Source organism: Pseudomonas lalucatii (assembly GCF_018398425.1).
In the GTDB taxonomy this organism is placed as follows: domain Bacteria; phylum Pseudomonadota; class Gammaproteobacteria; order Pseudomonadales; family Pseudomonadaceae; genus Aquipseudomonas; species Aquipseudomonas lalucatii.
Genome location: NZ_JADPMV010000001.1, coordinates 2,691,500 through 2,716,880 on the forward strand (window position 1 = coordinate 2,691,500; position 25,381 = coordinate 2,716,880).

Genomic DNA, 25,381 nt, shown 5'->3' on the forward strand with positions numbered 1-25,381 from the left:
GCGGAATTCCTTATGCGGTAGCGGTGTGGGCGCTGGCGCGCTGTCGGCGAACCAGTTCGCCGGCCAACGCCAGGTAGGCGATGGCACCACGGGATTGCTTGTCGTAGACCAGCGCCGGCATGCCGAAGCTCGGTGCCTCGGCCAGGCGCACGTTGCGCGGGATCACGGTTTGATACAGCTGCTCGGCGAAATGCTCCTTGAGCTGCGCCGAGACGTCGTTGGTCAGGCTGATGCGCGGGTCGTACATGGTGCGCAGCAGCCCCTCGATCCTCAGCTGCGGATTGAGCATCTGGCCGATGCGCTGGATGCTGTTGATCAGATCGCTGAGGCCCTCGAGGGCGTAGTACTCGCACTGCATGGGGATGATCACCCCGTCGGCGGCGACCAGGGCATTGATCGTCAGCATGGACAGCGCGGGCGGGCAGTCGATGAGGATGTAGTCGTAGTTCTCGCGGATCGGCGCCAGGGCATTGCGCAGGCGACTCTCCTTCATCTGCATTTCCAGCAGGGCGACCTCCGCCGCGGTCAGGTCGCGGTTGGCCGGCAGCAACTGGTAGCCGCCGTGTTCGGAGAACTGCATGGCCTCGCCCAGGTTGCACTCGCCGATCAGCACGTCATAGATCGAATACTCGAGGGCATGCTTATCCACACCGCTGCCCATGGTGGCGTTGCCCTGGGGATCGAGGTCGATCAGCAGCACCCGGCGCTTGGTCGCCACCAGCGAGGCCGCCAGGTTGATGCAGGTGGTGGTCTTGCCCACCCCGCCTTTCTGGTTAGCGATTGCGAATACCTTAGCCATCTGCCCTTCCCCCTAGACCGAGCGACGCAGTATCAGCAGATGGCGTTGGCCTTGGCAACCGGGAACCTTGAGCACCTCGGTGGCGATGAGGCGGAAGTCCGCCGGCAGCGCCTGCAGTTCGTCGTCCGGATGCACGCCCTTCATCGCCAGCCAGCGGGTCTGCTGGTCACCCAGATGGCGGGTCCAGTTGGCGAAGTCCTGCAGCGCGCTGAAGGCCCGCGAGCAGATGCCGGCGAACGGCCGGGGGGGCGTGAAGGCCTCGACCCGACTGTGGATAACTTCCAGGTTGGGCAGTTTCAGCTCCAGCTTCACCTGGGTGAGGAAGCGGGTCTTCTTGCCGTTGGAGTCGAGCAGGGTGAAGCGTCGCTGGGGAAACAGGATGGCCAGGGGAATCCCCGGCATGCCGCCGCCGCTGCCGACGTCCAGCCAGTCGTCGCCGCCTTCGGCGACATAGGGCACCACGGACAGGCTGTCGAGCAAATGGCGGGAGACCATCTCGTCGGGATCGCGCACCGCGGTGAGGTTGTAGGCCTTGTTCCACTTGATCAGCAGCGCCAGGTAGGCGAGCAGCTGCTCTTGCTGCGTCGCGGACAGCTCGACGCCGAGCTCGCGGGCGCCCTGGGCCAGCTCCTCGGCATGGCGATGGGTAACCGTGGACATCAGGCGCTGTGCTCCAGCTGGCGGCCGGCGCCGCGTTTCTTCAGGTGGATCAGCAGCAGCGAGATCGCCGCCGGGGTGACCCCGGGAATGCGCGACGCCTGGCCCAGGGTCTGCGGCCTGGTCTCACCGAGCTTGTGCTGGATCTCCTTGGACAGACCGGAGATGGTCGCGTAGTCGATGTCGGCCGGCAGCAGGGTGTCCTCGCTGGCTCGCAGGCGGGCGATCTCCTCCTGCTGGCGGTCGATATAGCCGGCGTACTTGGTCTTGATCTCCACCTGTTCGGCGACCTGGGGGTCCGTGGCGCCACCACCGGTGAGTTCGACCAGGCCGGCATAGTCGATCTCCGGGCGGCTGAGCAGGTTGAGCAGGTTGTACTCGTGGCTCAGCGGCGTGCCGAAGCGCGTGGCGATGGCCTCGCCCTGCGGGGTGTTCGGCCGCACCCAGGTGCTCTTCAGGCGTTGTTCCTCCTGGACGATGCCCTCGCGCTTGGCCTCGAAGGCCGCCCAGCGCGCATCGTCCACCAGGCCCAGCTCGCGGCCCTTGGCGGTCAGGCGCAGGTCGGCGTTGTCCTCGCGCAGGATCAGCCGGTACTCGGCCCGCGAGGTGAACATGCGGTAGGGCTCCTGGGTGCCCAGGGTGATCAGGTCGTCGACCAGCACGCCGAGGTAGGCCTCGTCGCGGCGCGGGCACCAGGCGTCCCGGCCCCGGGCGCGCAGTGCGGCGTTGGCGCCGGCCAGCAGGCCCTGGGCGCCGGCCTCCTCGTAGCCGGTGGTGCCGTTGATCTGGCCGGCGAAGAACAGCCCGCCGATGACCTTGGTCTCCAGGCTGTACTTGAGGTCGCGCGGATCGAAGTAGTCGTATTCGATGGCATAGCCGGGGCGGATGATATGGGCGTTCTCCATGCCGCGGATGGAACGCACCACCTGCAGTTGCACATCGAACGGCAGCGAGGTGGAGATGCCGTTGGGATACAGCTCGTGGGTGGTCAGGCCCTCGGGCTCGATGAACACCTGGTGGCTGTCCTTGTCGGCGAAGCGGTGGATCTTGTCTTCGATCGACGGGCAGTAGCGTGGGCCGACCCCTTCGATCATCCCCGAGTACATCGGCGAACGATCCAGGTTGGCGGCGATGATCTCGTGGGTACGGGCATTGGTATGGGTGATCCAGCAACTGATCTGCCGCGGCTGCTGCTCGGCCTTGCCGAGGAAGGACATCAGCGGCGTCGGCCTGTCGCCAGGCTGCTCGGTCATCTGCGCGAAATCCACCGAGCGGCCGTCGATGCGTGGCGGGGTGCCGGTCTTCAGCCGACCGACGCGCAGCGGTAGTTCACGCAGGCGGCGCGCCAGGGCGATCGAGGGGGGGTCGCCGGCGCGACCACCGGAATAGTTCTGCATGCCGATGTGGATAAGTCCGCCGAGGAAGGTGCCGGTGGTCAGCACCACCGCATCGGCGAGGAAGCGCAGGCCCATCTGGGTGACCACGCCTTTGACCTCATCCTGTTCGACGATCAGGTCGTCCGCCGCCTGCTGGAATATCCACAGGTTGGCCTGGTTCTCCAGGGTCTCGCGGATGGCCGCCTTGTACAGCACCCGATCGGCCTGGGCGCGGGTGGCGCGTACGGCCGGGCCCTTGCGGCTGTTGAGCACGCGGAACTGGATGCCGCCGTGGTCGGTGGCCTGGGCCATGGCGCCGCCGAGGGCATCGATTTCCTTGACCAGGTGACTCTTGCCGATTCCGCCGATGGCCGGGTTGCAGCTCATCTGCCCGAGGGTTTCCACGTTATGGGTCAGCAGCAGGGTCTTCACGCCCATGCGTGCGGCGGCGAGGGCGGCCTCGGTGCCGGCGTGGCCGCCGCCGATGACGATCACCTGAAAACGGGAAGGGAAATCCACCACGCACCTCGTGCCTGTTGAGAATTGGGGGGCTTTTGGGTCGAAAAGCTGGAAAGCCGGCAAGTATAGGCAGTTAGCCCAGTCGAAAGAAGCCTTTTGCACAAAAAATAGCCAACCGGGAAGGAGGCAGCGGGTCGACCGGTTAATAAAGAATATATGAATGAATTTTTATAAAGACTTGTTTTTATGTTTATTACTTATGCAGCGATTTTCTGTGGATAGGTTCCTGCAGGTCCCGCTGCCGGTGACGTTGAGCGATGTATAAGGCTGTGCCATTCCGGTCGGTAGCCGGTGGGAGAGGTGGGTGTAGCCTGTGGAGGAAATGCCCTGTTATACACAGGGACGATTATCCTCAGCTTTTTGGCCGGGTTATCGACTGGGCTCAGGGGCGGTTTTCCACAGGCCTCAGGAGCGTTGTGGATGACCTGCCGCGCGAGGTTTCGCCCAGGCGAACGCCCTCCGGCGGCATGCGCCACAGAGCTTTCGTGGGAAGGGTTAAGCGTTTGGCAGAGGAAGGCCGCTGGCGGCCAGCTATTTGCCGATGCAGAAGCTGGAGAAGATGCGCCCGAGCAGCTCGTCCGAACTGAAGGCGCCGGTGATCTCGCCCAGGGCATGCTGAGCCTGACGCAGGTCTTCGGCGAGCAGTTCGCCGGCGCCGGCCAGGGTCAGCTGGGCGTGGCCGTGGTCGAGGCTGGCTGCGGCCTGGCGCAGGGCCTGCAGGTGCCGGCGGCGGGCGCTGAAGCCGCTCTCGGTGGTCTGCTCGTAGCCCATGCAGGCCTTCAGATGTTCGCGCAGCAATTCCAGCCCGGTACCGGACTTGGCCGACAGGCTGAGGGTCACGTGACCATCGTCACCGACCTCCAGGGCCACCGGCTCGCCGGACAGATCGGCCTTGTTGCGGATCAGGGTGACCCTGGCCGGGTCCGGGCGCTGCTGGAGAAACTCCGGCCACAGGGCGAAGGGATCGCCGGCCTCCGGCGCCGTGGCGTCGACCATCAGGAGGATGCGGTCGGCCTCGGCGATGGCCTTCAGCGCGCGTTCCACGCCGATGCGCTCCACCTGGTCCTCGGTGTCGCGCAGGCCGGCGGTGTCGACCACGTGCAGGGGCATGCCGTCGATGTGGATATGTTCGCGCAGCACGTCGCGGGTGGTGCCGGCGATTTCGGTGACGATGGCCGCCTCGCGCCCGGCCAGGGCGTTGAGCAGGCTCGACTTGCCGGCGTTGGGCCGGCCGGCGATGACCACGGTCATGCCCTCGCGCAGCAGGGCGCCCTGGCCCGCCTCGCGCAGCACTGTGGATAAGTCTTCGCGCAGGCCTTCGAGCAGGCCGAGGACATGGCCGTCGGCGAGGAAGTCGATCTCCTCCTCGGGGAAGTCGATGGCCGCCTCGACATAGATGCGCAACTGGATCAGCCGCTCGGTGAGGGCGTGGATGCGTCGCGAGAACTCGCCCTGCAGGGACCTCAGGGCGTTGCGTGCGGCCTGCTCGGAGCTGGCCTCGATCAGGTCGGCGATGGCTTCCGCCTGGGCCAGGTCGAGCTTGTCGTTGAGGAAGGCCCGCTCGCTGAACTCGCCAGGCCGTGCCTGGCGCGCGCCGAGCTCCAGGCAACGGCGCAGCAGCAGGTCCAGCACCACCGGGCCGCCGTGCCCCTGCAACTCGAGCACGTCCTCGCCGGTGAAGGAGTGGGGGCCGGGGAAGAACAGGCTCAGCCCCTCGTCGATCAGCTGGTCGTGCTGCGCATAAAAGGCGCCGTAATGGGCATAGCGCGGCTGTAGTTCGCGCTGGCAGATGTCGCGGGCGATCGCTCCCGCCAGCGGGCCGGAGACGCGCACTATGCCGACCCCGCCACGGCCCTGGGCGGTGGCGACGGCGGCGATGGTTTCACGGAGGGTTTGCATGCTGGACTCCGAAGGCTGGATAGCAAGACGCCCCACTGCGGGGGCGTCTTGTTTAGCGCTCAGAAGCGGGGGCGGGTCAGGCGGCAGCAGCCTTGCTCGCGGCTTCGATCTTGCGGGTAATGTACCACTGCTGGGCGATGGACAGGACGTTGTTGACCACCCAATACAGCACCAGACCGGCCGGGAACCAGAGGAAGAAGAAGGTGAAGATGATCGGCATCAGCTTCATCACCCGGGCCTGCATCGGATCCGGCGGCGTCGGATTGAGCTGCTGCTGGATGAACATGGTGGCGCCCATGATGATCGGCAGGATGAAGAACGGATCCTTGATCGACAGGTCGGTTATCCACAGCAGCCAGGGCGCCTGGCGCATCTCCACGCTTTCCAGCAGTACCCAGTAGAGGGCGAGGAACACCGGCATCTGCACCAGGATCGGCAGGCAGCCGCCGAGCGGGTTGATCTTCTCCTTCTTGTACAGCTCCATCATCGCCTGGGACATCTTCTGGCGATCGTCGCCGAACTGTTCCTTCAACGCCTGCAACTTGGGCGATACCGCCCGCATGCGCGCCATCGACTTGTAGCTGGCGGCCGACAGCGGGAAGAACGCCAGCTTGATGATGATGGTCAGGACGATGATCGACCAGCCCCAGTTGCCCAGCAGGTCGTGGATATGGCCGAGCAGCCAGAAGATCGGCTTGGCCAGGAACCAGAGGATGCCGTAGTCGACGGTCAGATCCAGGCCGGGCGACAGCGCCTCGAGGTTGTCCTGGGTCTTCGGGCCGGCGTAGAGGATGGCGCTGGCCTCGGCACTGGCGCCGGCCGGTATGTTCAGTGCGGGACCGGTGAAGCCGATGATGTAGTTGCCCTGGCTGTCCTTGCGGGTCTGCACCAGGTTGCTGCTGTCCTTGGCCGGGATCCAGGCGGTGACGAAGTAGTGCTGCAGCCAGGCGATCCAGCCACCCTGCACGGTTTCGCGCAGGTTCTTGTCGTCCATGTCGCCGGTGGAAACCTTGGTGTAGGGCTTCTCCTGGGTCCAGAGGGCGGCGCCCAGGTAGGTCGCGGTGCCGGTGGCGGTGCTGGACGACGGGTCGCTGCTGTCGTCGCGCTTGAGCTGGGCAAACAGGTTGCCGGTCCAGGCCTGGCCACTCTGGTTGTCGATCTGGTAGCCGACGTTCAGGTCGTACTGGCCGCGCTCGAAGGTGAAGCGCTTGGTGTAGTTGACCCCGGCCTCACTGAACTGCAGTTCGACCACCAACTGGTCCTGGCCATCGGCCAGACGGTATTCGCGCCGTTCGCTGCGGTACAGCGGGCGACCGCTGGCGCGAGCGTCAGGGCCGTTGGCGCCGGTCAGGCCGCTCTGCGCCAGGTACAGGCGCTCGCTGCCGTTGTCGAACAGCTGGAACGGCACGTCCGGACGATCCTGCCGGCGCGGGTACTGCAGCAGGTGCAGCTGCACCACGTCGCCGCCACGGGGGTCGATGGACAGGTCCAGGACATCGGTCTTGACCCGGATCAGCTCGTCGCTGACCGGGCTGCCGACCACCGCCGCCTCACTGGCTTCGGTGCCAGCCGTCGGCACATCGTCGCTGCTGGCGGCAACGGCGGTTTCCGGCAAGCCGGGTACGGTGCTACTGGCTGGGGCGGTCTGAGTCGGCAGCGCAGCTTGGCCATAGTCCTGGTTCCACTGGAGAACCATCATATAGGACACGATTGCCAGGGCGACGATCAGGATCGTGCGTTGAATATCCATGATTATTCGGCCATCGAAGAGGATCGGGAGGATTTCGCGGAGGGTACCGGATCGTAGCCACCGGGGTTCCAGGGGTGGCAGCGACCGAGCCGACGGAGAGTCAGCCAGCCACCACGCAGGAGGCCATGATGTTCGATGGCTTCCTGGGCGTAGCAGGAACAGCTGGGATAGAAGCGACAGTGACTGGCCATCAGCGGGCTGATGGCATAGCGGTAGAACTGGATTGAAAGCAGAGCCAGTTTACGCATGGGGACTGTCGCTTACCCCGGGTCGGGCATTGGCCTGCGGGGCAGCTTTGTCGCGCGCCAGGCGTTTCCAGAGCTTGCCGAACTGGTGGGCCAGTTCGGCGTTCTGCAAGTCGCCCAAGCCTTTACGTGCCACCACCACTATGTCCCAGCCTGCCAGGGCATCCTGGTTGAGGCGGAAGGATTCGCGGATCTGGCGTTTCAGGCGATTGCGTTCAACCGCGAGCTTGACGCTCTTCTTGCCGATCACCAGGCCCAGTCGGGGATGATCCAGCTCGTTGTTGCGCGCGAGCAGCAGGACATTTCTGCCCGGAGCCTTGCCGCTGGGGGAGTCGAAGACTGCCTTGAACTGGCGGGGGGTCAGCAGACGCTTTTCCCGGCCGAAGCCTCGACTCACCACAAGACAGAATGCTTAGACAGTCAGACGCTTACGGCCCTTGGCGCGGCGACGCGACAGGACGGCACGGCCGTTCTTGGTGGCCATACGGGCACGGAAGCCGTGGGTGCGAGCGCGCTTGATGGTGCTGGGTTGGAAAGTGCGTTTCATGATGCGGTACCTGGGTGGTCGACGACGGGCCGGAATGGCCCCGGTTTTAAGAGACCGGCGATTGTAGAGAAAGCCGTGGGTCAGGTCAATTTCCAACCAGGCTTTCCGCCGATCAGAAAGAATATAAAGAAGAGAATATTTAAAGATGTTTTGTAGTGCTTATGATGATTAGGCCGAGGCTTTTCTGTGGATAAGTAGCTGAGAGCCTCTTCAGGCATGGGCTCAAGGGGTGGGGCAAGTCTGTCGAAAAACGGTGCTGCGGCTGTGTGGAGGGGGCGGATAAGCTGAGGATGAAACGCCGGGTTATCCACAGTGGGGTTATGCCTAGAGTTGTGCCCCGGTTTATCCAAGGGCTAGCGGCTTCGTTATCCACAGAGTTTCCGGGTGTCGGCGGAGTACCTCGCCGTTGCGGTAAGATCTTGATTTCCCTTGGTGGAGGGGCCGCTTTCGTGTGGATAACTCGTCCGGCGGAAGCTACAATGGCGGCTGTTTTTGCCTCACCGCCTTTCGACTTAGGGGATATCCGTGTCCGTGGAACTTTGGCAGCAGTGCGTGGAACTCCTGCGCGATGAACTGCCTGCTCAGCAATTCAACACCTGGATCCGTCCACTGCAGGTCGAAGCCGAAGGCGACGAGCTTCGCGTCTATGCGCCCAATCGCTTCGTGCTCGATTGGGTCAACGAGAAGTACCTGGGGCGCCTGCTCGAACTCCTGGCCGAACGGGCCAACGGCCTGGTTCCAGCGCTTTCCTTATTAATAGGCAGCAAGCGTGCGGCGGCCTCGCGAGGCGCGCCGAGCGTGGCGAGTAGCCCGGCCCCTGTCGGCGCTGCGCCCAGTCAGCCGAGTATGGCGCCCCCTCCAGCACTCGAGCAGCCCTCCCGCGCGCGGTTCGACGGCTCGGCGCAAGCCGGTGCCGGCCAGCCACAGCAACCGGTGCGCAGCGAACGCACGGTGCAGGTAGAGGGGGCGCTCAAGCACACCAGTTACCTGAACCGGACCTTTACCTTCGACAATTTCGTCGAGGGCAAGTCCAACCAGCTGGCCAGGGCAGCAGCCTGGCAGGTCGCCGACAACCCCAAGCATGGCTACAACCCGCTGTTCCTCTATGGCGGCGTGGGCCTGGGCAAGACTCACCTGATGCATGCGGTGGGCAATCACCTGCTGCAGAAGAACCCCAACGCCAAGGTGGTCTACCTGCATTCCGAGCGTTTCGTCGCCGACATGGTCAAGGCCCTGCAGCTCAATGCGATCAACGAGTTCAAGCGCTTCTACCGTTCGGTGGATGCGCTGCTGATCGACGACATCCAGTTCTTCGCCAAGAAGGAGCGCTCCCAGGAGGAGTTCTTCCACACCTTCAACGCCCTGCTCGAGGGCGGCCAGCAGGTGATCCTCACCAGCGACCGCTACCCCAAGGAGATCGAGGGGCTGGAAGAGCGCCTGAAGTCGCGCTTCGGCTGGGGGCTGACGGTGGCGGTGGAGCCGCCGGAGTTGGAAACCCGGGTGGCGATCCTGATGAAGAAGGCCGATCAGGCCAAGATCGATCTGCCGCATGACGCGGCGTTCTTTATCGCCCAGCGCATTCGCTCCAACGTGCGCGAGCTGGAAGGCGCCTTGAAGCGGGTGATCGCGCACTCCCATTTCATGGGCCGCGACATTACCATCGAGCTGATCCGCGAGTCGCTGAAAGACCTGCTGGCGCTGCAGGACAAGCTGGTGAGCATCGACAATATCCAGCGCACGGTCGCCGAGTACTACAAGATCAAGATTTCCGATCTGCTGTCCAAGCGCCGCTCCCGTTCGGTGGCCCGCCCGCGTCAGGTGGCCATGGCCCTGTCCAAGGAGCTGACCAACCACAGTCTGCCGGAGATCGGCGACGCCTTCGGCGGGCGCGATCACACCACGGTATTGCATGCATGCCGTAAGATTGCTGAACTTAGGGAATCCGACGCGGACATCCGCGAGGACTACAAGAATCTGCTGCGTACACTGACCACTTAACTCCGCCATTCCACTAGGCAAGGGACTAGACCATGCATTTCACCATTCAACGCGAAGCCCTGTTGAAACCGCTGCAACTGGTCGCCGGCGTCGTGGAACGCCGTCAGACCTTGCCGGTGCTGTCCAATGTGCTGCTGGTGGTCGAGGGCCAGCAGCTGTCGCTGACCGGCACCGACCTGGAGGTCGAGCTGGTCGGCCGGGTGACCCTGGAAGAGGCCGCCGAGCCCGGCGAGATCACGGTGCCGGCGCGCAAGCTCATGGACATCTGCAAGAGCCTGCCGAGCGACGCGCTGATCGATATCCGCGTCGACGAGCAGAAGCTGCTGGTCAAGGCCGGGCGTAGCCGCTTCAGCCTGTCGACCCTGCCGGCCAACGACTTCCCGACCGTGGAAGAAGGGCCGGGCTCGCTGACCTTCAGCCTGGTGCAGAGCAAGCTGCGTCGGCTGATCGAGCGCACCAGTTTCGCCATGGCCCAGCAGGACGTGCGCTACTACCTCAACGGCATGCTCCTGGAAGTGCAGAGCGGCGTGTTGCGTGCAGTCGCCACCGATGGTCACCGCCTGGCGATGTGCTCGATGGAAGCGGCGATCGAACAGGTCGAACGCCACCAGGTCATAGTGCCGCGCAAGGGCATCCTGGAGCTGGCGCGCCTGCTCACCGAGCAGGATGGCAGTGTCAGCGTGGTGCTGGGCCAGAACCACATCCGGGCCACCACCGGCGAGTTCACCTTCACCTCCAAGCTGGTCGACGGCAAGTTCCCGGACTACGAGCGTGTGCTGCCGCGCGGCGGTGACAAGCTGGTGGTGGCCGACCGTCAGGGACTGCGCGAGGCGTTCAGCCGCACCGCCATTCTGTCCAACGAAAAGTATCGTGGCATCCGCCTGCAACTGGCCGCCGGTCTGCTGAAGATCCAGGCCAACAACCCGGAGCAGGAAGAGGCCGAAGAAGAAATCGCCGTGGATTACAGCGGCAGCGCCTTGGAGATCGGCTTCAACGTCAGCTACCTGCTGGACGTGCTGGGCGTGATGACCACCGAGCAGGTGCGGCTGATTCTTTCCGACGCCAACAGCAGCGCGTTGGTTCAGGAAGCCGACAACGACGATTCCGCCTATGTCGTGATGCCGATGCGCCTGTAACCCTGCATGTCCCTGACCCGCGTCACTGTCACCGCGGTGCGCAACCTGCACCCGGTGACGCTCTCCCCCTCCCCTCGCATCAATATCCTCCACGGCGCCAACGGCAGCGGCAAGACCAGCCTGCTCGAGGCCGTGCACCTGCTCGGACTGGCGCGCTCCTTTCGCAGCAGTCGTCTGCTTCCGCTGATCCAGTACGAGCAGCCGACCTGCACGGTTTTCGGCCAGGTGCTCCACGCCGATGGCCGGCTGTGCAGTCTGGGCGTCTCCCGTGATCGCCACGGCGAGCTGCAGATCCGTATCGATGGACAGAGTGCGCGCAGCACGGCGCAACTGGCGGATGCCCTGCCGCTGCAGTTGATCAATCCGGATAGTTTTCGCCTGCTGGAGGGGGCACCGAAGATCCGCCGGCAGTTCCTCGACTGGGGAGTGTTCCACGTGGAACCGCGCTTTCTACCGGCCTGGCAGCGCCTGCAGAAGGCCCTGCGGCAGCGGAACTCATGGCTGCGGCATGGTACACTTGATGCCGCTTCGCAGGCGGCCTGGGACCGTGAATTGTGCCTGTCCAGCGACGAGATCGACGGCTATCGGCGTGCCTATATCCAGGCGCTGAAGCCCGTCTTCGAGCGCACGCTCAGCGAGCTGGTGGAACTGCAGGGGCTGACCCTCAGTTACTACCGTGGCTGGGACAAGGAACGCGAGTTGAGTGAGGTGCTGGCTGCATCCCTTTCCAGAGACCAGCAGATGGGACATACCCAGGCCGGACCTCAGCGGGCCGATCTCAGGTTGCGACTGGGTGCGCACAACGCCGCCGACATCTTGTCGCGCGGCCAGCAGAAATTGGTTGTCTGCGCCCTGCGCATCGCTCAGGGCCATTTGGTCGACCAGGCCAAGCGCGGCCAGTGCATCTATCTGGTGGATGACTTGCCGTCAGAACTGGATGAGCTGCACCGTCGCGCGCTGTGCCGTTTATTGGAAGATTTGCACTGCCAGGTGTTTATCACCTGCGTAGACCACGAATTGTTGCGGGAAGGCTGGCGCACGGATACGCCGGTAGCAGTGTTCCACGTGGAACATGGCGGCATCACCCAGACCCACGACCACCGGGAGTGAAGGCATGAGCGAAAACCAAACGTACGACTCCAACAACATCAAGGTCCTCAAGGGCCTGGATGCCGTACGCAAGCGACCTGGTATGTACATCGGCGACACCGACGATGGCAGCGGTCTGCACCACATGGTGTTCGAGGTGGTCGATAACTCGATTGACGAAGCGCTCGCCGGTTACTGCAGCGAGATCACCATCACCATTCATCCAGACGAGTCCATCAGCGTGCGCGACAACGGTCGCGGCATCCCGGTGGATATCCACAAGGACGAGGGCGTGTCCGCCGCCGAGGTGATCATGACCGTCCTGCATGCCGGCGGTAAGTTCGACGACAACAGCTACAAGGTCTCCGGCGGTCTGCACGGGGTCGGCGTATCTGTGGTCAACGCGCTGTCCAAGGAGCTGATCCTGACGATCCGCCGCAATGGCAAGATCTGGGAGCAGACCTACGTCCATGGCGTGCCCCAGGCGCCCCTCGCGGCCGTGGGCGATACCGACGGTACCGGCACCCAGATCCACTTCCGCCCCTCGGAAGAGACCTTCCACAACATCCACTTCAGCTGGGACATCCTGGCCAAGCGCCTGCGCGAGCTGTCGTTCCTCAACTCCGGGGTGGGTATCCTGCTGAAGGACGAGCGCAGCGGCAAGGAGGAGCTGTTCAAGTACGAGGGGGGGCTGCGTGCCTTCGTCGAGTATTTGAACATCAACAAGTCCACGGTCAACCAGGTGTTCCACTTCAACGTCCAGCGCGACGACGGTGTCGGCGTGGAAGTCGCCCTGCAGTGGAACGACAGCTTCAACGAGAACCTGCTGTGCTTCACCAACAACATTCCCCAGCGTGACGGCGGCACCCACCTGGCAGGTTTCCGCTCGGCGCTGACGCGCAACCTGAACGCCTATATCGAGCAGGAAGGCCTGGCCAAGAAGCACAAGATCTCCACCACCGGCGACGATGCCCGCGAAGGCCTCACGGCGATCATCTCGGTCAAGGTGCCGGACCCCAAGTTCAGTTCCCAGACCAAGGACAAGCTGGTCTCCTCCGAGGTGAAGACCGCGGTGGAACAGGAGATGGGCAAGTACTTCTCCGACTTCCTGCTGGAGAACCCCAACGAAGCCAAGGCCGTGGTCGGCAAGATGATCGACGCGGCTCGGGCCCGCGAAGCCGCCCGCAAGGCGCGGGAGATGACCCGGCGCAAGGGCGCGCTGGACATCGCCGGACTGCCCGGCAAACTGGCCGACTGCCAGGAGAAGGACCCGGCGCTGTCCGAACTCTACATAGTGGAGGGTGACTCCGCCGGCGGCTCGGCCAAGCAGGGCCGCAACCGCAAGACCCAGGCGATCCTGCCGCTCAAGGGCAAGATCCTCAACGTCGAGAAGGCCCGCTTCGACAAGATGATCTCCTCCCAGGAGGTCGGCACCCTGATCACCGCCCTCGGCTGTGGCATCGGCCGTGAGGAATACAACATCGACAAGCTGCGCTACCACAACATCATCATCATGACCGATGCCGATGTCGACGGTTCGCACATCCGTACCCTGCTGCTGACCTTCTTCTTCCGCCAGCTCCCCGAGCTGGTCGAGCGTGGCTACATCTATATCGCCCAGCCGCCGCTGTACAAGGTCAAGCGCGGCAAGCACGAGCAGTACATCAAGGACGACGAGGCCATGGAAGAGTACATGACCCAATCGGCCCTGGAGGACGCCAGCCTGCACGTCAACGAGAGTGCACCCGGCCTGTCCGGAGAGGCCCTGGAGCGTTTGGTCAACGACTACCGCATGGTGATGAAGACCCTCAAGCGCCTGTCGCGTCTGTACCCCCAGGAACTCACGGAGCACTTCGTCTACCTGCCGGCGGTGACCCTGGAGCAGCTGGCCGACAAGGACGCCATGCAAGGCTGGCTGCAGCAGTTCGAGACGCGCTTGAAGACCATGGAGAAATCCGGCCTGGTGTACAAGACCAGCCTGCGCGAAGACCACGAGCGGCATCTGTGGTTGCCGGAGGTCGAGCTGATCTCCCACGGCATCTCCAATTACATCACCTTCAACCGTGACTTCTTCTCCAGCAACGACTACAGGACGGTCACCAGCTTGGGCGATCAGCTCAACAATCTGCTGGAGGACGGCGCCTATGTGCAGCGTGGCGAGCGCAAGAAGCCGGTCAGCACCTTCAAGGACGCCTTGGGCTGGCTGATGACCGAGAGCACCAAGCGCCACAGCATCCAGCGCTACAAGGGACTCGGCGAGATGAACCCGGACCAGCTGTGGGAAACCACCATGGACCCGGAAGTGCGCCGCATGCTCAAGGTACGGATCGAGGACGCGATTGCCGCGGATCAGATCTTCAACACCCTGATGGGCGACGAGGTGGAGCCGCGTCGCGACTTCATCGAAACCAACGCCCTGGCGGTGTCCAACCTGGACGTCTAAGCCGTTTTCCTGTGGGTATAGCGAGTGGCTTACACGGATTGGCGCGTTTGGATATATAGAACTCCGTCGCTCGCGACTAATCTATACCCGTCCACTAAGCGAAGGACTCGCTTGGAATCAAGGATGATAGACCATCGCTAGGAAGCACCGACAGGATGTCTAATGGTCAGGAAAAAACCCGCTTCGGCGGGTTTTTTGTTATTTGCTTAAGCCTACGTTTGTCCCCCGACCTGTTCATTCCTGTCACTCGATCTTGGCAGGAATGACACCGCGTCGAATGGTGGCTCGGGCTCTAGCCTGGAGCATGAAAAAGCCGGCCACTAGGGCCGGCTTTTTTGTCTCCTGTAGAAACTTATGCACGCAAACGACAAAATTCTGAAGGCTAATAAAGGCTAATCAATTCAGCTATTTACGGCCAGCATTACGGCCTGTTGACGCTTTTCTTGCACAGCTTATCCACAGACGGGTCAGTTCGGTTCGACGGACTCGCCGAATGGCGCGGCGGGGCCGAGTGCGCCGATATCGCGCTGCGCCTGAGCGACCCAGGCGAAGGCGCGGTCGTTCAGCTCGGCGATCGCCCGCGGCCCCTCGCCTTCGGCGTGCAACGCCGGGCCTATGACGACCTGAATGGTGCCGGGCTTCTTGCTCCAACCCTCCTTGGGCCAGAACTCGCCGGCGTTGTGCGCCACCGGCAGCACCGGCAGGTTGGCATTGACCGCCAGGGCCGCGCCGCCGCGGGAGAACTTGCCGATCTGGCCGCTGGGGATGCGCGTGCCTTCCGGAAAGATCAGCACCCAGGCGCCCTGCTGCAGGCGTTCGTGGCCCTGCTTGGCGAGCTGCTTGAGCGCCGCCTTGGGGTTGCTGCGGTCGATCGCAATGGGGCTGAGCATGGCCATCGCCCAACCGAAGAAGGGGATATGCAGCAGCTCGCGCTTGAGCACCTGGCTGAGGGGCTCGAACTGCGCGGAGAGGAAGAAGGTCTCCCAGGTGCTCTGGTGCTTGGCGAGGATCACGCAGGGTCGTTGCGGGATGTTCTCCAGACCTTTGACCTCATAGCGAATGCCCACCAGCACCTTGGCCAGCCAGACGGCGAAGCGGCACCAGGTCTGGTTGACGAAGCGGTAGCGGGCACGGAACGGCAGGAGGGGCGCGACGAAGACGCTGAGGATGCACCAGAAGCAGGCGCTCAGCGCCAGCAGCAGGTAAAAAAGGACGGTTCTAGCGGACTGCACTGGCGACATAGGAGCCTTTACCGTGGCAGGTCGGAGCCTGCGTTATCAGGAGAGAAGATGGTCGGCGACCGCCGCCAGATCCTCGAATACCAGGGTGCCCTCTGGCAATGCCTTGGCCAGGGTGCGTTCGCCCTTGCCGGTCTTGACCAGCACGGGCCGACAATCGACGGCGCGGGCGGCATCGAGGTCACCGCTGCTGTCGCCGACGAACCAGACGCCAGTGAGTGGCACCGCGTAATGCTCGGCGATGGCCTGGAGCATGCCGGGTCTGGGTTTGCGGCAGGCGCAGCCGTCGTCCGGCCCGTGGGGGCAATGGACGATCAGGCCGAGCTCGCCGCCCTGCTCCGCCACCAGTTGGCGCAGGCGCGCGTGCATCGCCTCCAGGGTCGCCAGATCATAGTAGCCGCGGGCCAGCCCCGACTGGTTGGTGGCCACCGCCACGGTCCAGCCGGCCCTGGACAGGCGGGCGATGGCCGCGATGGCCCCGGGCAGCGGGATCCACTCCTCGAGGGATTTTATGTAGGCGTCGGAGTCGTGATTGATCACGCCGTCGCGGTCGAGAATCAGTAGTTTCATATGCCTAGCTTCGTGCTGAGGAGGGCCTGGGCACCAAGGCTAAAGCCCTGGTGCCGATGCCTGTTCCGGCCGGGCGTCAGCCCAGCACGGAGATGTCGGCGACGCCGAGGAACAGGCCGCGCAGCCGCGCCAGCAGCGCGTAGCGGTTGGCCCGCACGGCCGGCTCCTCGGCATTGACCAGCACCGCCTCGAAGAAGCTGTCCACCGGCTCGCGCAGGCTGGCCAGGTGCTCCAGGGCTTCGCGGTAGCAGCGCGCCGCCGCCATCGGCAGCACCGCCTGCTCGGCGTGCGCCACGGCCTCGGCCAGGGCCTGTTCGGCCGGCTCCTGCAGCAGTGCGGCGTCGACCTGGGCCGGTACCTCGCCGTCGAACTTGCTCAGCAGGTTCCACACCCGCTTGTTCGCCGCGGCCAGGGCCTCGGCCTCGCTGCGGGCGCGGAAGGCCTGGACCGCCTGCACGCGCTGGTCGAAGTCCAGCGGCGCTCTCGGGTTGAGGGCGCGCACCGACTGGTACACGGCCACATCCACGCCCTCGTCCTCGTAGCGCGCGCGCAGGCGGTCGAAGACGAAATCCTGCACCTGGGCGGCCAGGCCGTCGGCCTTGACCTTGTCGGCGAACTGCTCGATGGCGAAGGCCAGGGTGTCGTTCAGGTCCAGGTCCAGGCCTTTCTCGATCAGGATGCGCAGCACGCCGAGGGCGGCGCGACGCAGGGCGTAGGGGTCCTTGCTGCCGGTGGGCAGCATGCCGATGCCGAAGATGCCGACCAGGGTGTCGAGCTTGTCGGCCAGGGCCACGGCGGCGCCGGTGAGGGTGCTCGGCAGTTCCGCGCCGGCGCCGCGCGGCATGTACTGCTCGTTCAGCGCCAGGGCCACATCCTCGGCCTCGCCGTCGTGCTTGGCGTAGTAGTAGCCGGCGATACCCTGCATCTCCGGGAACTCGCCGACCATCTCGCTGGCCAGGTCGCACTTGCTGAGCAGGCCGGCCCGCGCCGCGCGCTCGGCGTCGCCGCCGACCCGTTCGGCGATGAAGGCGGCTAGCTGGGAAACCCGCTGGGCCTTCTCGAACACCGAACCGAGCTGGGCCTGGAACACCACGCCGGCCAGGCGCTGGTTGAAGTGCTCCAGCGGCAGCTTCTGGTCCTGCTTGAAGAAGAACTCGGCGTCGGTCAGGCGCGGGCGCACCACCTTCTCGTTGCCCGAGACGATCTGCGCCGGGTCCTTGCTCTCGACGTTGGCCACGGTGATGAAGCGTGGCAGCAGCTTGCCGCTGGCATCCAGCAGGCAGAAGTACTTCTGGTTGTCCTGCATGGTGGTGATCAGGGCTTCCTGAGGCACCGCGAGGAAGCGTTCCTCGAAGGAGCAGACCAGCGGCACCGGCCACTCGACCAGGGCGCTGACTTCGTCGAGCAGCGCCGCCGGTACTATGGCGCTGCCCTGCTGCTCGGCGGCCAGTTCGGCGACGCGGCTGGCGATCAGCGCGCGGCGCTCGGCGAAGTCGGCCAGCACATAGGCGCTGCGCAGGTCTTCCAGGTAGGTGGCGGCGCTGCTGATGCGCACCTTGGCCGGGCTGTGGAAGCGGTGGCCGCGGGACTCGCGGCCGGCCTTCTGGGCGAGGATCTCGCAGTCGATCACCTGGTCGCCGAACAGCATCACCAGCCACTGGGTCGGGCGCACGAACTCGTCGCGCCGCGCCGCCCAGCGCATGCGCTTGGGAATCGGCAGCTCGTTCAGCGAGGCCTCGACTATCGCCGGCAGCAGGGCGCTGGCCGGTTGCCCGGGAATGCGCTGGGTGTAGCGCAGCTTGGGCCCGCTCTGGTCGATCTCGGCCAGCTCCACGCCGCACTTCTTGGCGAAGCCGAGGGCGGCCTGGGTCGGCTCGCCGGCGGCGTTGAAGGCGGCCTGCAGCGGCGGGCCGTCGAGGTTGTGGCTGCGATCGGGCTGCTGGCTGGCCAGCTGGTCGATCTGCACCGCCAGGCGCCGCGGCGCGGCGTACATGCGGCTGGCCCGGTAGTCGAGGCCGGCGGCCTTGAGGCCCTTCTCGATGCCGGTGAGGAAGGCTTCGCCGAGGCTCTTCAGGGCCTTGGGCGGCAGCTCTTCGGTGCCCAGTTCGACGAGGAAATCCAATGCACTCATTCTGCAGCCTCCAGCTTGGCCAGTACTTCGTCACGCAGTTCGGGGGTGGCCATGGGGAAGCCGAGTTTGCGCCGCGCCTGCAGGTAGCTTTGGGCCACGGCGCGGGCCAGGGTGCGCACGCGCAGGATGTAGCGCTGGCGTTCGGTCACCGAGATGGCGCGACGGGCGTCGAGCAGGTTGAAGGTGTGCGAGGCCTTGAGCACCATCTCGTAGGTCGGCAGCGGCAGCTCCAGTTCGATCAAACGGTTGGCTTCGCTCTCGTAGAAGTCGAACAGCTCGAACAGTTTCTCGACGTTGGCGTGCTCGAAGTTGTAGGTGGACTGCTCCACCTCGTTCTGATGGAACACGTCGCCGTAGGTGACCTTGCCGAACGGGCCGTCGGTCCACACCAGGTCGTAGACCGAGTCGACGCCCTGGATGTACATGGCCAGGCGCTCGAGGCCGTAGGTGATCTCGCCGGTCACCGGGTAGCACTCGATGCCGCCGGCCTGCTGGAAGTAAGTGAACTGGGTCACTTCCATGCCGTTCAGCCAGATCTCCCAGCCCAGGCCCCAGGCGCCCAGGGTCGGCGACTCCCAGTTGTCCTCGACGAAACGGATGTCGTGCACCAGGGGGTCGATGCCGATGGCCGCCAGCGAGCCCAGGTACAGCTCCTGGAAGTTCTCGGGATTGGGCTTGAGCACCACCTGGAACTGGTAGTAGTGCTGCAGACGGTTGGGGTTCTCGCCATAGCGGCCGTCGGTGGGGCGGCGGCTCGGCTGCACGTAGGCGGCGTTCCAGGATTCCGGGCCGACGGCGCGCAGGAAGGTGGCGGTGTGGAAGGTGCCGGCGCCCACTTCCATGTCGTAGGGCTGCAGCACCACGCAGCCCTGCTCGGCCCAGTACTGCTGCAGGGTCAGGATCAGGTCTTGGAAGGTGCGCACGGCAGGCGTAGTCTGGCTCACGAAAAATTCACCTGTTGAGGCTGCGACGGAAAACCCGGGAGTATAACCCAATCCGTCCACCCTCCACCGCCCGGGAAGGCCCTATGCCACGCTGCTTCTGGTGCACCGAAGACCCGCTCTACCAGGCCTATCACGACCGCGAATGGGGGGTGCCGCAGCGCGATCCCCAGGCCCTGTTCGAGCTGCTGTTGCTCGAGGGCTTCCAGGCCGGCCTGTCGTGGATCACCGTGTTGAAGAAGCGCGCGCGCTATCGGGAGGTGCTGCACGGCTTCGACCCCGAGCGCCTGGCGCAGCTGAGCGACGCCGAGATCGACGCCTTGATGCAGGACCCCGGCATCATCCGCAACCGCCTCAAGCTCAAGGCTGCGCGGCAGAACGCTCGGGCCTGGCTCAGGCTGGAGGACCCGGTGGCGCTGCTCTGGTCCTTCGTCGGCGGCGCGCCGAAGGTCAACCACTTCGCCGCGCGCGGCGAGGTGCCGGCGGTCACCGCCGAGGCCGAGGCCATGAGCCGCGCGCTGAAGAAGGCCGGCTTCACCTTCGTCGGTCCGACCATCTGCTACGCCTACATGCAGGCCGCCGGCATGGTCATGGACCACACCACCGACTGCGAGCGCTACGCCGAGCTGGCGGCCGGCTGACTCCGCCCGCCGGACAACGCCCCTGCGGCTGCATGGCGGGCCGCGGCCTGGTTACAATAGGCGTTTTGCGATTTCCTGGAGTTGCCTGTGGAGAAGCTCAAAGGTGTGCTGGTGGTGGGCTTCCTGCGCCTGCTCGCCCTGCTGCCCTGGCGTGCCGTGCAAGGACTGGGCAGCGCCATCGGCTGGCTGATGTGGAAACTGCCCAATGGCTCGCGCAGCGTCGCCAGCACCAACCTGAGCAAGTGCTTTCCGGAGCTGGACGCGGCGGCCCATCAGCGCCTGCTGCGCGAGAGCCTGGCGGGCATCGGCAAGACCCTGACCGAGAGCGCCTGCGCCTGGGTCTGGCCGGCGCACAAGTCGCTGGCCCTGGTGCGCGAGGTGGAGGGCCTGGAGGTGCTGCAGCAGGCCCTGGCCTCCGGCAAGGGGGTAGTCGGCATCACCAGCCACCTGGGTAACTGGGAGGTGCTCAATCACTTCTACTGCGCCCAGTGCAAGCCGATCATCTTCTACCGTCCGCCCAAGCTCAAGGCGGTGGACGAGCTGCTGGCCAAGCAACGGGTGCAGATGGGCAACCGCGTGGCGCCCTCGACCAAGGAGGGCATCCTCAGCGTCATCAAGGAGGTGCGCCGCGGCGGCGCCGTGGGCATTCCCGCCGACCCCGAGCCGAGCCTGTCCGCCGGCGTGTTCGTGCCCTTCTGCGGCGTGCCGACCCTGACCAGCAAGTTCGTCCCCGGCATGCTCGCCGGCGGCAAGGCCCTGGGGGTGTTCCTGCATGCCCTGCGCCTGGCCGACGGCAGCGGCTACAAGGTCATACTCGAGGCCGCGCCCGAAGGCATGTACAGCGAGGATGTCGGCGAGGGCGTGGCCGCGATGAGCGCGGTGATCGAGCGCTACGTGCGCACCTATCCGAGCCAGTACATGTGGAGCATGAAGCGCTTCAAGAAGCGTCCGGACGGCGAGCCGAAGTGGTACTAGCGCCGCAGGCCCCCCTAGGGTTTCTGTCGCCTTCGCGAAGACCGGCTGGCACTATGCTCGGGTCATTTCCAGCGCCCTAGTCGAGGATATCTGCAGTCATGTCCAACCAGCGCCAACATGTCCGTACGTCGATGAAATGCCGGATCAAGATCTGTCATCCGAGCTTCGGTGAGCTGGTGGCCCAGACTCGCGACCTGTCCGATGGCGGGGTGTACGTCAAGCACCCGCAACTCGCCGCGCTGGAAGCCGGCACCCGGGTCACCGGGCAGGTCCAGGACCTGCCGATCGAGGCGCCGGTGCTGCAGATGGAGGTGATGCGCGTGGATGCCGAGGGCGTCGGCCTGCGCTTCGTCGAGGGCTGAGGTTCAGTCGCCGGGCTGGTGCCGCTGCAGGCGCTTGAGGAACACCGTCATCTCCTTCTCCGCCTGCTTGTCGCCGTGGCCCTGGGCCGCGGCGATGCCCTGCTGCCAGGCCCGCTCGGCCGCCTGCTGGTCGCCCAGCTCCAGCTGCGCCTTGCCGAGCAGCTTCCAGGCCGCGGAGTACTTGGGATCGTGCTCCACGCAGCGCTGCAGGTGCTCGGCGGCGCGGGCGAATTCGCCGGCATCCAGGTAGCCCTTGCCCAGGCCGAAGCGCAGCAGGGCATTGTCCATGCCCTGGGCCAGCATTTTTTCCAGGGACTCCAGCATGGTGACTCCGGCTCGCAGTGGGTGGATGACGGCGCCGTGGCGCTTAGAAGAAGGTTAGCCCGACCTGGAACAGGCTTTCCGCCGCGCGGATGTATTTCTTGTCGACCAGGAACAGGATCACGTGGTCGCCGGACTCGATCACCGTGTCGTCGTGGGCGATCAGCACCTCCTCGTCGCGGATGATCGCGCCGATGGTGGTGCCCGGCGGCAGGGCGATCTCCTCGATCATGCGCCCGACCACCTTGCTCGACTTGGCGTCGCCGTGGGCGATGGCCTCGATGGCCTCGGCCGCGCCGCGGCGCAGCGAGTGCACGCTCTCGATGTCGCCGCGGCGCACGTGGGTCAGCAGGGTGCCGATGGTGGCCAGCTGCGGGCTGATGGCGATGTCGATCTCGCCGCCCTGGACCAGGTCGACATAGGCCGGGTTGTTGATGATGGTCATCACCTTGCGCGCGCCGAGACGCTTGGCCAGCAGCGAGGACATGATGTTGGCCTCGTCGTCGTTGGTCAGGGCGAGGAAGATGTCGGCGTCGTTGATGTTCTCTTCCACCAGCAGGTCGCGGTCCGAGGCGCTGCCCTGCAGCACCACGGTGCTGTCCAGGTTCTCCGACAGGTAGCGGCAGCGCGCCGGATTCATCTCGATGATCTTCACCTGGTAGCGGCTCTCGATGGCTTCGGCCAGGCGCTCGCCGATATGCCCGCCGCCGGCGATCACCACCCGCTTGTAGCTGTCCTCGAGACGGCGCATCTCGCTCATCACCGCGCGGATATGGGCCTTGGCGGCGATGAAGAACACCTCGTCGTCGGCCTCGATCACCGTATCGCCCTTGGGCATGATCGGCCGGTTGCGGCGGAAGATCGCCGCCACCCGGGTGTCGACGTTGGGCATGTGCTCGCGTAGCTGCTTGAGCTGCTGGCCCACCAGCGGGCCGCCGTAGTAGGCCCTGACCGCCACCAGCTGGGCCTTGCCCTCGGCGAAGTCGATCACCTGCAGGGCGCCGGGGTACTCGATCAGGCGCTTGATGTAGTTGGTCACCACCTGTTCCGGGCTGATCAGCACGTCCACCGGGATGGATTCGTTGTTGAACAGGCCGCTGCGGGTCAGGTAGGCGGCCTCGCGCACCCGGGCGATCTTGGTCGGGGTGTGGAACAGGGTGTAGGCCACCTGGCAGGCGATCATGTTGACTTCGTCGCTGTTGGTCACCGCCACCAGCATGTCGGCGTCGTCCGCGCCGGCCTGGCGCAGCACCGCCGGAAACGAGCCGCGGCCCTGCACGGTGCGGATGTCCAGGCGGTCGCCGAGCTCGCGCAGGCGGTCGCCGTCGGTGTCGACCACGGTGATGTCGTTGGCCTCGCTGGCCAGGTGTTCCGCCAGGGTGCCACCGACCTGGCCGGCGCCGAGAATGATGATCTTCATCCGCTCTGTTCCTCAGCCGCGATCGGCGGCGATCTTGATCAGCTTGGCATAGTAGAAGCCGTCATGGCCGTCCGCCTGGGCGAGCAGCTGGCGGCCGTGGGGCTGCTTCAGGCCGAATGGCCCGGCGATATCCAGCTCGCGGGCACCGGGGGTGCGGGCGAGGAAGGCGGCGATCACCTCGGTGTTTTCCGTCGGCAGGGTCGAGCAGGTGGCGTAGAGCAGGATGCCACCCACCGCCAGGGTCGGCCACAGGGCGTCGAGCAACTCGCCCTGCAGCTGCGCCAGGGCGGGAATGTCCGCGGCCTGGCGGGTCAGCTTGATGTCCGGGTGGCGGCGGATCACCCCGGTGGCGGAACAGGGCGCATCCAGCAGGATGCGCTGGTACGCCTGGCCGTCCCACCAGCTGTCTATGGCACGGGCATCGGCGGCGATCAGCTCGGCTTGCAGGCCGAGCCGCTCGAGGTTCTCGCGCACCCGCACCAGGCGCTTCTCTTCCAGGTCCACCGCCACCACCGCGGCCAGCCCGGGCTGCGCCTCGAGCAGGTGGCAGGTCTTGCCGCCCGGCGCGCAGCAGGCGTCGAGCACCCGTTGCCCGGGCGCCAGCTCGAGCAGTTCGGCGGCCAGTTGGGCGGCTTCGTCCTGCACGCTGACCCGGCCTGCGGCGAAGCCCGGCAGGCTGGTCACGTCGCAGGCCTGGACCAGGCGGATGCCGTCGCGGCTGTAGGCGCAGGGCTCGGCGGCGAAGCCGGCGGCGCGCAGTTCCTCCAGGTACTGGTCGCGGCTGCCGTGGCGCCGGTTGACCCGCAGAATCAGCGGCGGATGGGCGTTGTTGGCCGCGCAGATGGCCTGCCAGTGTTCGGGCCAGTGGGCCTTCAGGGCCTTCTGCAGCCAGCGCGGGTGGGCGCTGTGCAGCACCGGGTCGCGCTCGAGGCTGGCGATGAGGCTGTCGCCCTCGCGCTGGGCGTTGCGCAGCACGGCATTGAGCAGGCCCTTGGCCGAGGATTTCTTCAGTTTGTCGGCGCAGCCCACGGTCTCGCCGATCGCCGCATGGGCCGGGATGCGCGTGTAGAACAGCTGGTACAGGCCGATCAGCAGCAGGGCCTCGAGGTCGCGGTCGGCGGCCTTGAAGGGTTTCTGCAGCAGCTTGTCCGCCAGCAGGGCCAGACGCGGCTGCCAGCGGGCGGTGCCGAAGGCCAGATCCTGGGCCAGGCCGCGGTCGCGCGGCTCGACCTTGTCCAGCAGCGGCGGCAGGCTGCTGCCCAGCGAGGCCTTGCCGCCGAGCACGCTGGCCAGGGCGCGGGCGGCGGCCAGGCGCGGGTTCATTGGCATGCCCTCATCACTGCAGCACCGTGCCGATGGCGAACTGCTCGCGGCGGCTGTTGTACAGGTCGGCGAAGGCCAGGGCCTTGCCGCCGGGCAGCTGCAGGCGGGTCAGGCGCAGGGCGCCGCTGCCGCAGGCCACCGTCAGGCCGTCCTTGCTGGCGGCGAGTATCTGCCCCGGCGTACCCCGCTCGTCCACCCGCTGCGCGGCGAGGACCTTGAGTGGCGCGCCGGCGAGGCTGCTGTGGCAGATCGGCCAGGGGTTGAAGGCGCGGATCAGCCGCTCCAGCTCGGCGGCCGGGCGCTGCCAGTCGAGGCGCGCCTCGTCCTTGTTCAGCTTGTGCGCGTAGGTGGCCAGGCCGTCGTCCTGCACCGCGCCGACCAGGGTGCCGGCGGCCAGGCCGGCGATGGCCTGGACCACCGCCGGCGGCCCCAGTTCGGCGAGGCGGTCGTGCAGGCTGCCGCCGGTGTCCCCGGCGCTGATCGGCGTGCTGGTCTTGAGCAGCATGGGCCCTGTGTCCAGGCCGGCCTCCATGCGCATCACCGTCACCCCGCTCTCCTCGTCGCCGGCCTCTATGGCGCGCTGGATCGGCGCCGCGCCGCGCCAGCGCGGCAGCAAGGATGCGTGGCTGTTGATGCAGCCCAGGCGCGGGATGTCGAGCACCGCCTGCGGCAGGATCAGGCCATAGGCCACCACCACCATCAGGTCGGGCGCCAGCGCCGCCAGCTCGGCCTGGGCCGCCGGGTCGCGCAGGGACAGGGGCTGGTAGACCGGGATCGCATGCTGCAGCGCCAGTTGCTTGACCGGGCTGGGGGTCAGCTTCTGCCCGCGCCCGGCGGGACGGTCCGGCTGGCTGTAGACGGCGACGATCTGGTGCGGGGTGTCGAGCAGGGCCTTGAGGTGCTCGGCGGCGAATTCCGGGGTGCCGGCGAAGACGATGCGCAGTGCTTCAGTCATGGGCTCTCGCTAAAGAAAAAGGCTTGCCGCGGCAAGCCTTTATGGA

At 65.7% G+C, this 25,381-nt stretch carries 23 protein-coding genes; 7 read left to right on the plus strand and 16 right to left on the minus strand.

Features of this window, described 5'->3' with window-relative positions:
* Nucleotides 1-10: 10 nt before the first annotated feature.
* From I0D00_RS12335 to rpmH, 8 genes are all read right to left on the minus strand, one after another.
* On the minus strand, nt 11-799 hold the full coding sequence (locus I0D00_RS12335; RefSeq protein WP_213640013.1) for a ParA family protein: 789 nt from the start codon (nt 797-799) through the stop codon (nt 11-13).
* Between the two features lie 12 nt (nt 800-811).
* Nucleotides 812-1,459 (minus strand): 16S rRNA (guanine(527)-N(7))-methyltransferase RsmG, encoded by a 648-nt coding sequence (gene rsmG, locus I0D00_RS12340; RefSeq protein WP_213640014.1) that lies wholly within the window; start codon nt 1,457-1,459, stop codon nt 812-814.
* Complete coding sequence (gene mnmG, locus I0D00_RS12345) at nt 1,459-3,351, minus strand: tRNA uridine-5-carboxymethylaminomethyl(34) synthesis enzyme MnmG (RefSeq protein ID WP_213640015.1); 1,893 nt, start codon at nt 3,349-3,351, stop codon at nt 1,459-1,461. Before mnmG ends, rsmG begins: the two co-directional genes overlap by 1 nt.
* Nucleotides 3,352-3,882: 531 nt before the next feature.
* Entirely contained in the window at nt 3,883-5,250 is a 1,368-nt protein-coding gene (mnmE, locus tag I0D00_RS12350; RefSeq protein ID WP_213640016.1) for a tRNA uridine-5-carboxymethylaminomethyl(34) synthesis GTPase MnmE, read from the minus strand.
* A 76-nt stretch (nt 5,251-5,326) separates the two neighbouring features.
* Nucleotides 5,327-7,000 carry a membrane protein insertase YidC gene (gene yidC / locus I0D00_RS12355; protein ID WP_213640017.1) on the minus strand — a complete coding sequence of 558 codons (1,674 nt, stop codon included), beginning with the start codon at nt 6,998-7,000 and terminating at the stop codon, nt 5,327-5,329.
* Nucleotides 7,001-7,002: 2 nt separating this feature from the next.
* On the minus strand, nt 7,003-7,248 hold the full coding sequence (gene yidD, locus I0D00_RS12360) for a membrane protein insertion efficiency factor YidD (protein ID WP_213640018.1): 246 nt from the start codon (nt 7,246-7,248) through the stop codon (nt 7,003-7,005).
* Complete coding sequence (rnpA, locus tag I0D00_RS12365) at nt 7,241-7,642, minus strand: ribonuclease P protein component (protein ID WP_213640019.1); 402 nt, start codon at nt 7,640-7,642, stop codon at nt 7,241-7,243. The genes yidD and rnpA overlap by 8 nt, the downstream gene beginning before the upstream one ends.
* Nucleotides 7,643-7,657: 15 nt before the next feature.
* The gene (gene rpmH, locus I0D00_RS12370) at nt 7,658-7,792 is read right to left on the minus strand and encodes a 50S ribosomal protein L34 (protein ID WP_003246698.1); all 135 of its coding nucleotides are present in this window, start codon (nt 7,790-7,792) and stop codon (nt 7,658-7,660) included.
* A 525-nt stretch (nt 7,793-8,317) separates the two neighbouring features.
* Between rpmH and dnaA the strand changes: the two genes are divergently transcribed.
* Genes dnaA through gyrB form a run of 4 tightly spaced genes read left to right on the plus strand, consistent with a single transcriptional unit; the run spans nt 8,318 to nt 14,458 of the window.
* Nucleotides 8,318-9,790 (plus strand): chromosomal replication initiator protein DnaA, encoded by a 1,473-nt coding sequence (gene dnaA / locus I0D00_RS12375; RefSeq protein ID WP_213640020.1) that lies wholly within the window; start codon nt 8,318-8,320, stop codon nt 9,788-9,790.
* A gap of 32 nt (nt 9,791-9,822) precedes the next feature.
* Nucleotides 9,823-10,926 carry a DNA polymerase III subunit beta gene (gene dnaN, locus I0D00_RS12380; protein ID WP_213640021.1) on the plus strand — a complete coding sequence of 368 codons (1,104 nt, stop codon included), beginning with the start codon at nt 9,823-9,825 and terminating at the stop codon, nt 10,924-10,926.
* Nucleotides 10,927-10,932: 6 nt separating this feature from the next.
* Nucleotides 10,933-12,036, plus strand: a complete 1,104-nt coding sequence (recF, locus tag I0D00_RS12385; RefSeq protein WP_213640022.1) for a DNA replication/repair protein RecF — start codon at nt 10,933-10,935, stop codon at nt 12,034-12,036.
* A gap of 4 nt (nt 12,037-12,040) precedes the next feature.
* Complete coding sequence (gene gyrB / locus I0D00_RS12390) at nt 12,041-14,458, plus strand: DNA topoisomerase (ATP-hydrolyzing) subunit B (protein ID WP_213640023.1); 2,418 nt, start codon at nt 12,041-12,043, stop codon at nt 14,456-14,458.
* 467 nt (nt 14,459-14,925) lie between these two features.
* On the opposite strand, the gene I0D00_RS12395 is transcribed toward gyrB, so the two are convergent.
* The 4 genes from I0D00_RS12395 to glyQ form a co-directional block, all read right to left on the minus strand.
* On the minus strand, nt 14,926-15,699 hold the full coding sequence (locus tag I0D00_RS12395) for a lysophospholipid acyltransferase family protein (protein ID WP_213640024.1): 774 nt from the start codon (nt 15,697-15,699) through the stop codon (nt 14,926-14,928).
* Between the two features lie 36 nt (nt 15,700-15,735).
* Entirely contained in the window at nt 15,736-16,266 is a 531-nt protein-coding gene (gene gmhB, locus I0D00_RS12400) for a D-glycero-beta-D-manno-heptose 1,7-bisphosphate 7-phosphatase (RefSeq protein ID WP_213640025.1), read from the minus strand.
* A 76-nt stretch (nt 16,267-16,342) separates the two neighbouring features.
* Nucleotides 16,343-18,397 (minus strand): glycine--tRNA ligase subunit beta, encoded by a 2,055-nt coding sequence (gene glyS, locus I0D00_RS12405; RefSeq protein ID WP_213640026.1) that lies wholly within the window; start codon nt 18,395-18,397, stop codon nt 16,343-16,345.
* A complete protein-coding gene (gene glyQ, locus I0D00_RS12410) occupies nt 18,394-19,341 on the minus strand; it encodes a glycine--tRNA ligase subunit alpha (RefSeq protein ID WP_213640027.1) in 948 nt (315 codons plus the stop codon). Before glyQ ends, glyS begins: the two co-directional genes overlap by 4 nt.
* A gap of 83 nt (nt 19,342-19,424) precedes the next feature.
* Here glyQ and I0D00_RS12415 point away from each other — a divergent pair, with 83 nt between their 5' ends.
* The 3 genes from I0D00_RS12415 to I0D00_RS12425 all read left to right on the plus strand — a co-directional run bounded on the left by I0D00_RS12415 (nt 19,425) and on the right by I0D00_RS12425 (nt 21,316).
* Entirely contained in the window at nt 19,425-19,979 is a 555-nt protein-coding gene (locus I0D00_RS12415) for a DNA-3-methyladenine glycosylase I (RefSeq protein WP_213640028.1), read from the plus strand.
* An 87-nt stretch (nt 19,980-20,066) separates the two neighbouring features.
* Nucleotides 20,067-20,954, plus strand: a complete 888-nt coding sequence (locus I0D00_RS12420; RefSeq protein WP_213640029.1) for a lysophospholipid acyltransferase — start codon at nt 20,067-20,069, stop codon at nt 20,952-20,954.
* Between the two features lie 98 nt (nt 20,955-21,052).
* Nucleotides 21,053-21,316, plus strand: a complete 264-nt coding sequence (locus I0D00_RS12425) for a PilZ domain-containing protein (RefSeq protein WP_213640030.1) — start codon at nt 21,053-21,055, stop codon at nt 21,314-21,316.
* Between the two features lie 3 nt (nt 21,317-21,319).
* On the opposite strand, the gene I0D00_RS12430 is transcribed toward I0D00_RS12425, so the two are convergent.
* The 4 genes from I0D00_RS12430 to fmt are packed head-to-tail and all read right to left on the minus strand — an operon-like array spanning nt 21,320 to nt 25,335.
* Nucleotides 21,320-21,640: a tetratricopeptide repeat protein gene (locus tag I0D00_RS12430; RefSeq protein ID WP_213640031.1), complete on the minus strand. Its 321-nt coding sequence runs from the start codon at nt 21,638-21,640 to the stop codon at nt 21,320-21,322.
* A 43-nt stretch (nt 21,641-21,683) separates the two neighbouring features.
* On the minus strand, nt 21,684-23,057 hold the full coding sequence (gene trkA, locus I0D00_RS12435) for a Trk system potassium transporter TrkA (RefSeq protein ID WP_213640032.1): 1,374 nt from the start codon (nt 23,055-23,057) through the stop codon (nt 21,684-21,686).
* 12 nt (nt 23,058-23,069) lie between these two features.
* On the minus strand, nt 23,070-24,380 hold the full coding sequence (gene rsmB / locus I0D00_RS12440) for a 16S rRNA (cytosine(967)-C(5))-methyltransferase RsmB (protein ID WP_213640033.1): 1,311 nt from the start codon (nt 24,378-24,380) through the stop codon (nt 23,070-23,072).
* Between the two features lie 13 nt (nt 24,381-24,393).
* Nucleotides 24,394-25,335, minus strand: a complete 942-nt coding sequence (gene fmt / locus I0D00_RS12445) for a methionyl-tRNA formyltransferase (RefSeq protein WP_213640034.1) — start codon at nt 25,333-25,335, stop codon at nt 24,394-24,396.
* Between the last annotated feature and the right edge of the window lie 46 nt (nt 25,336-25,381).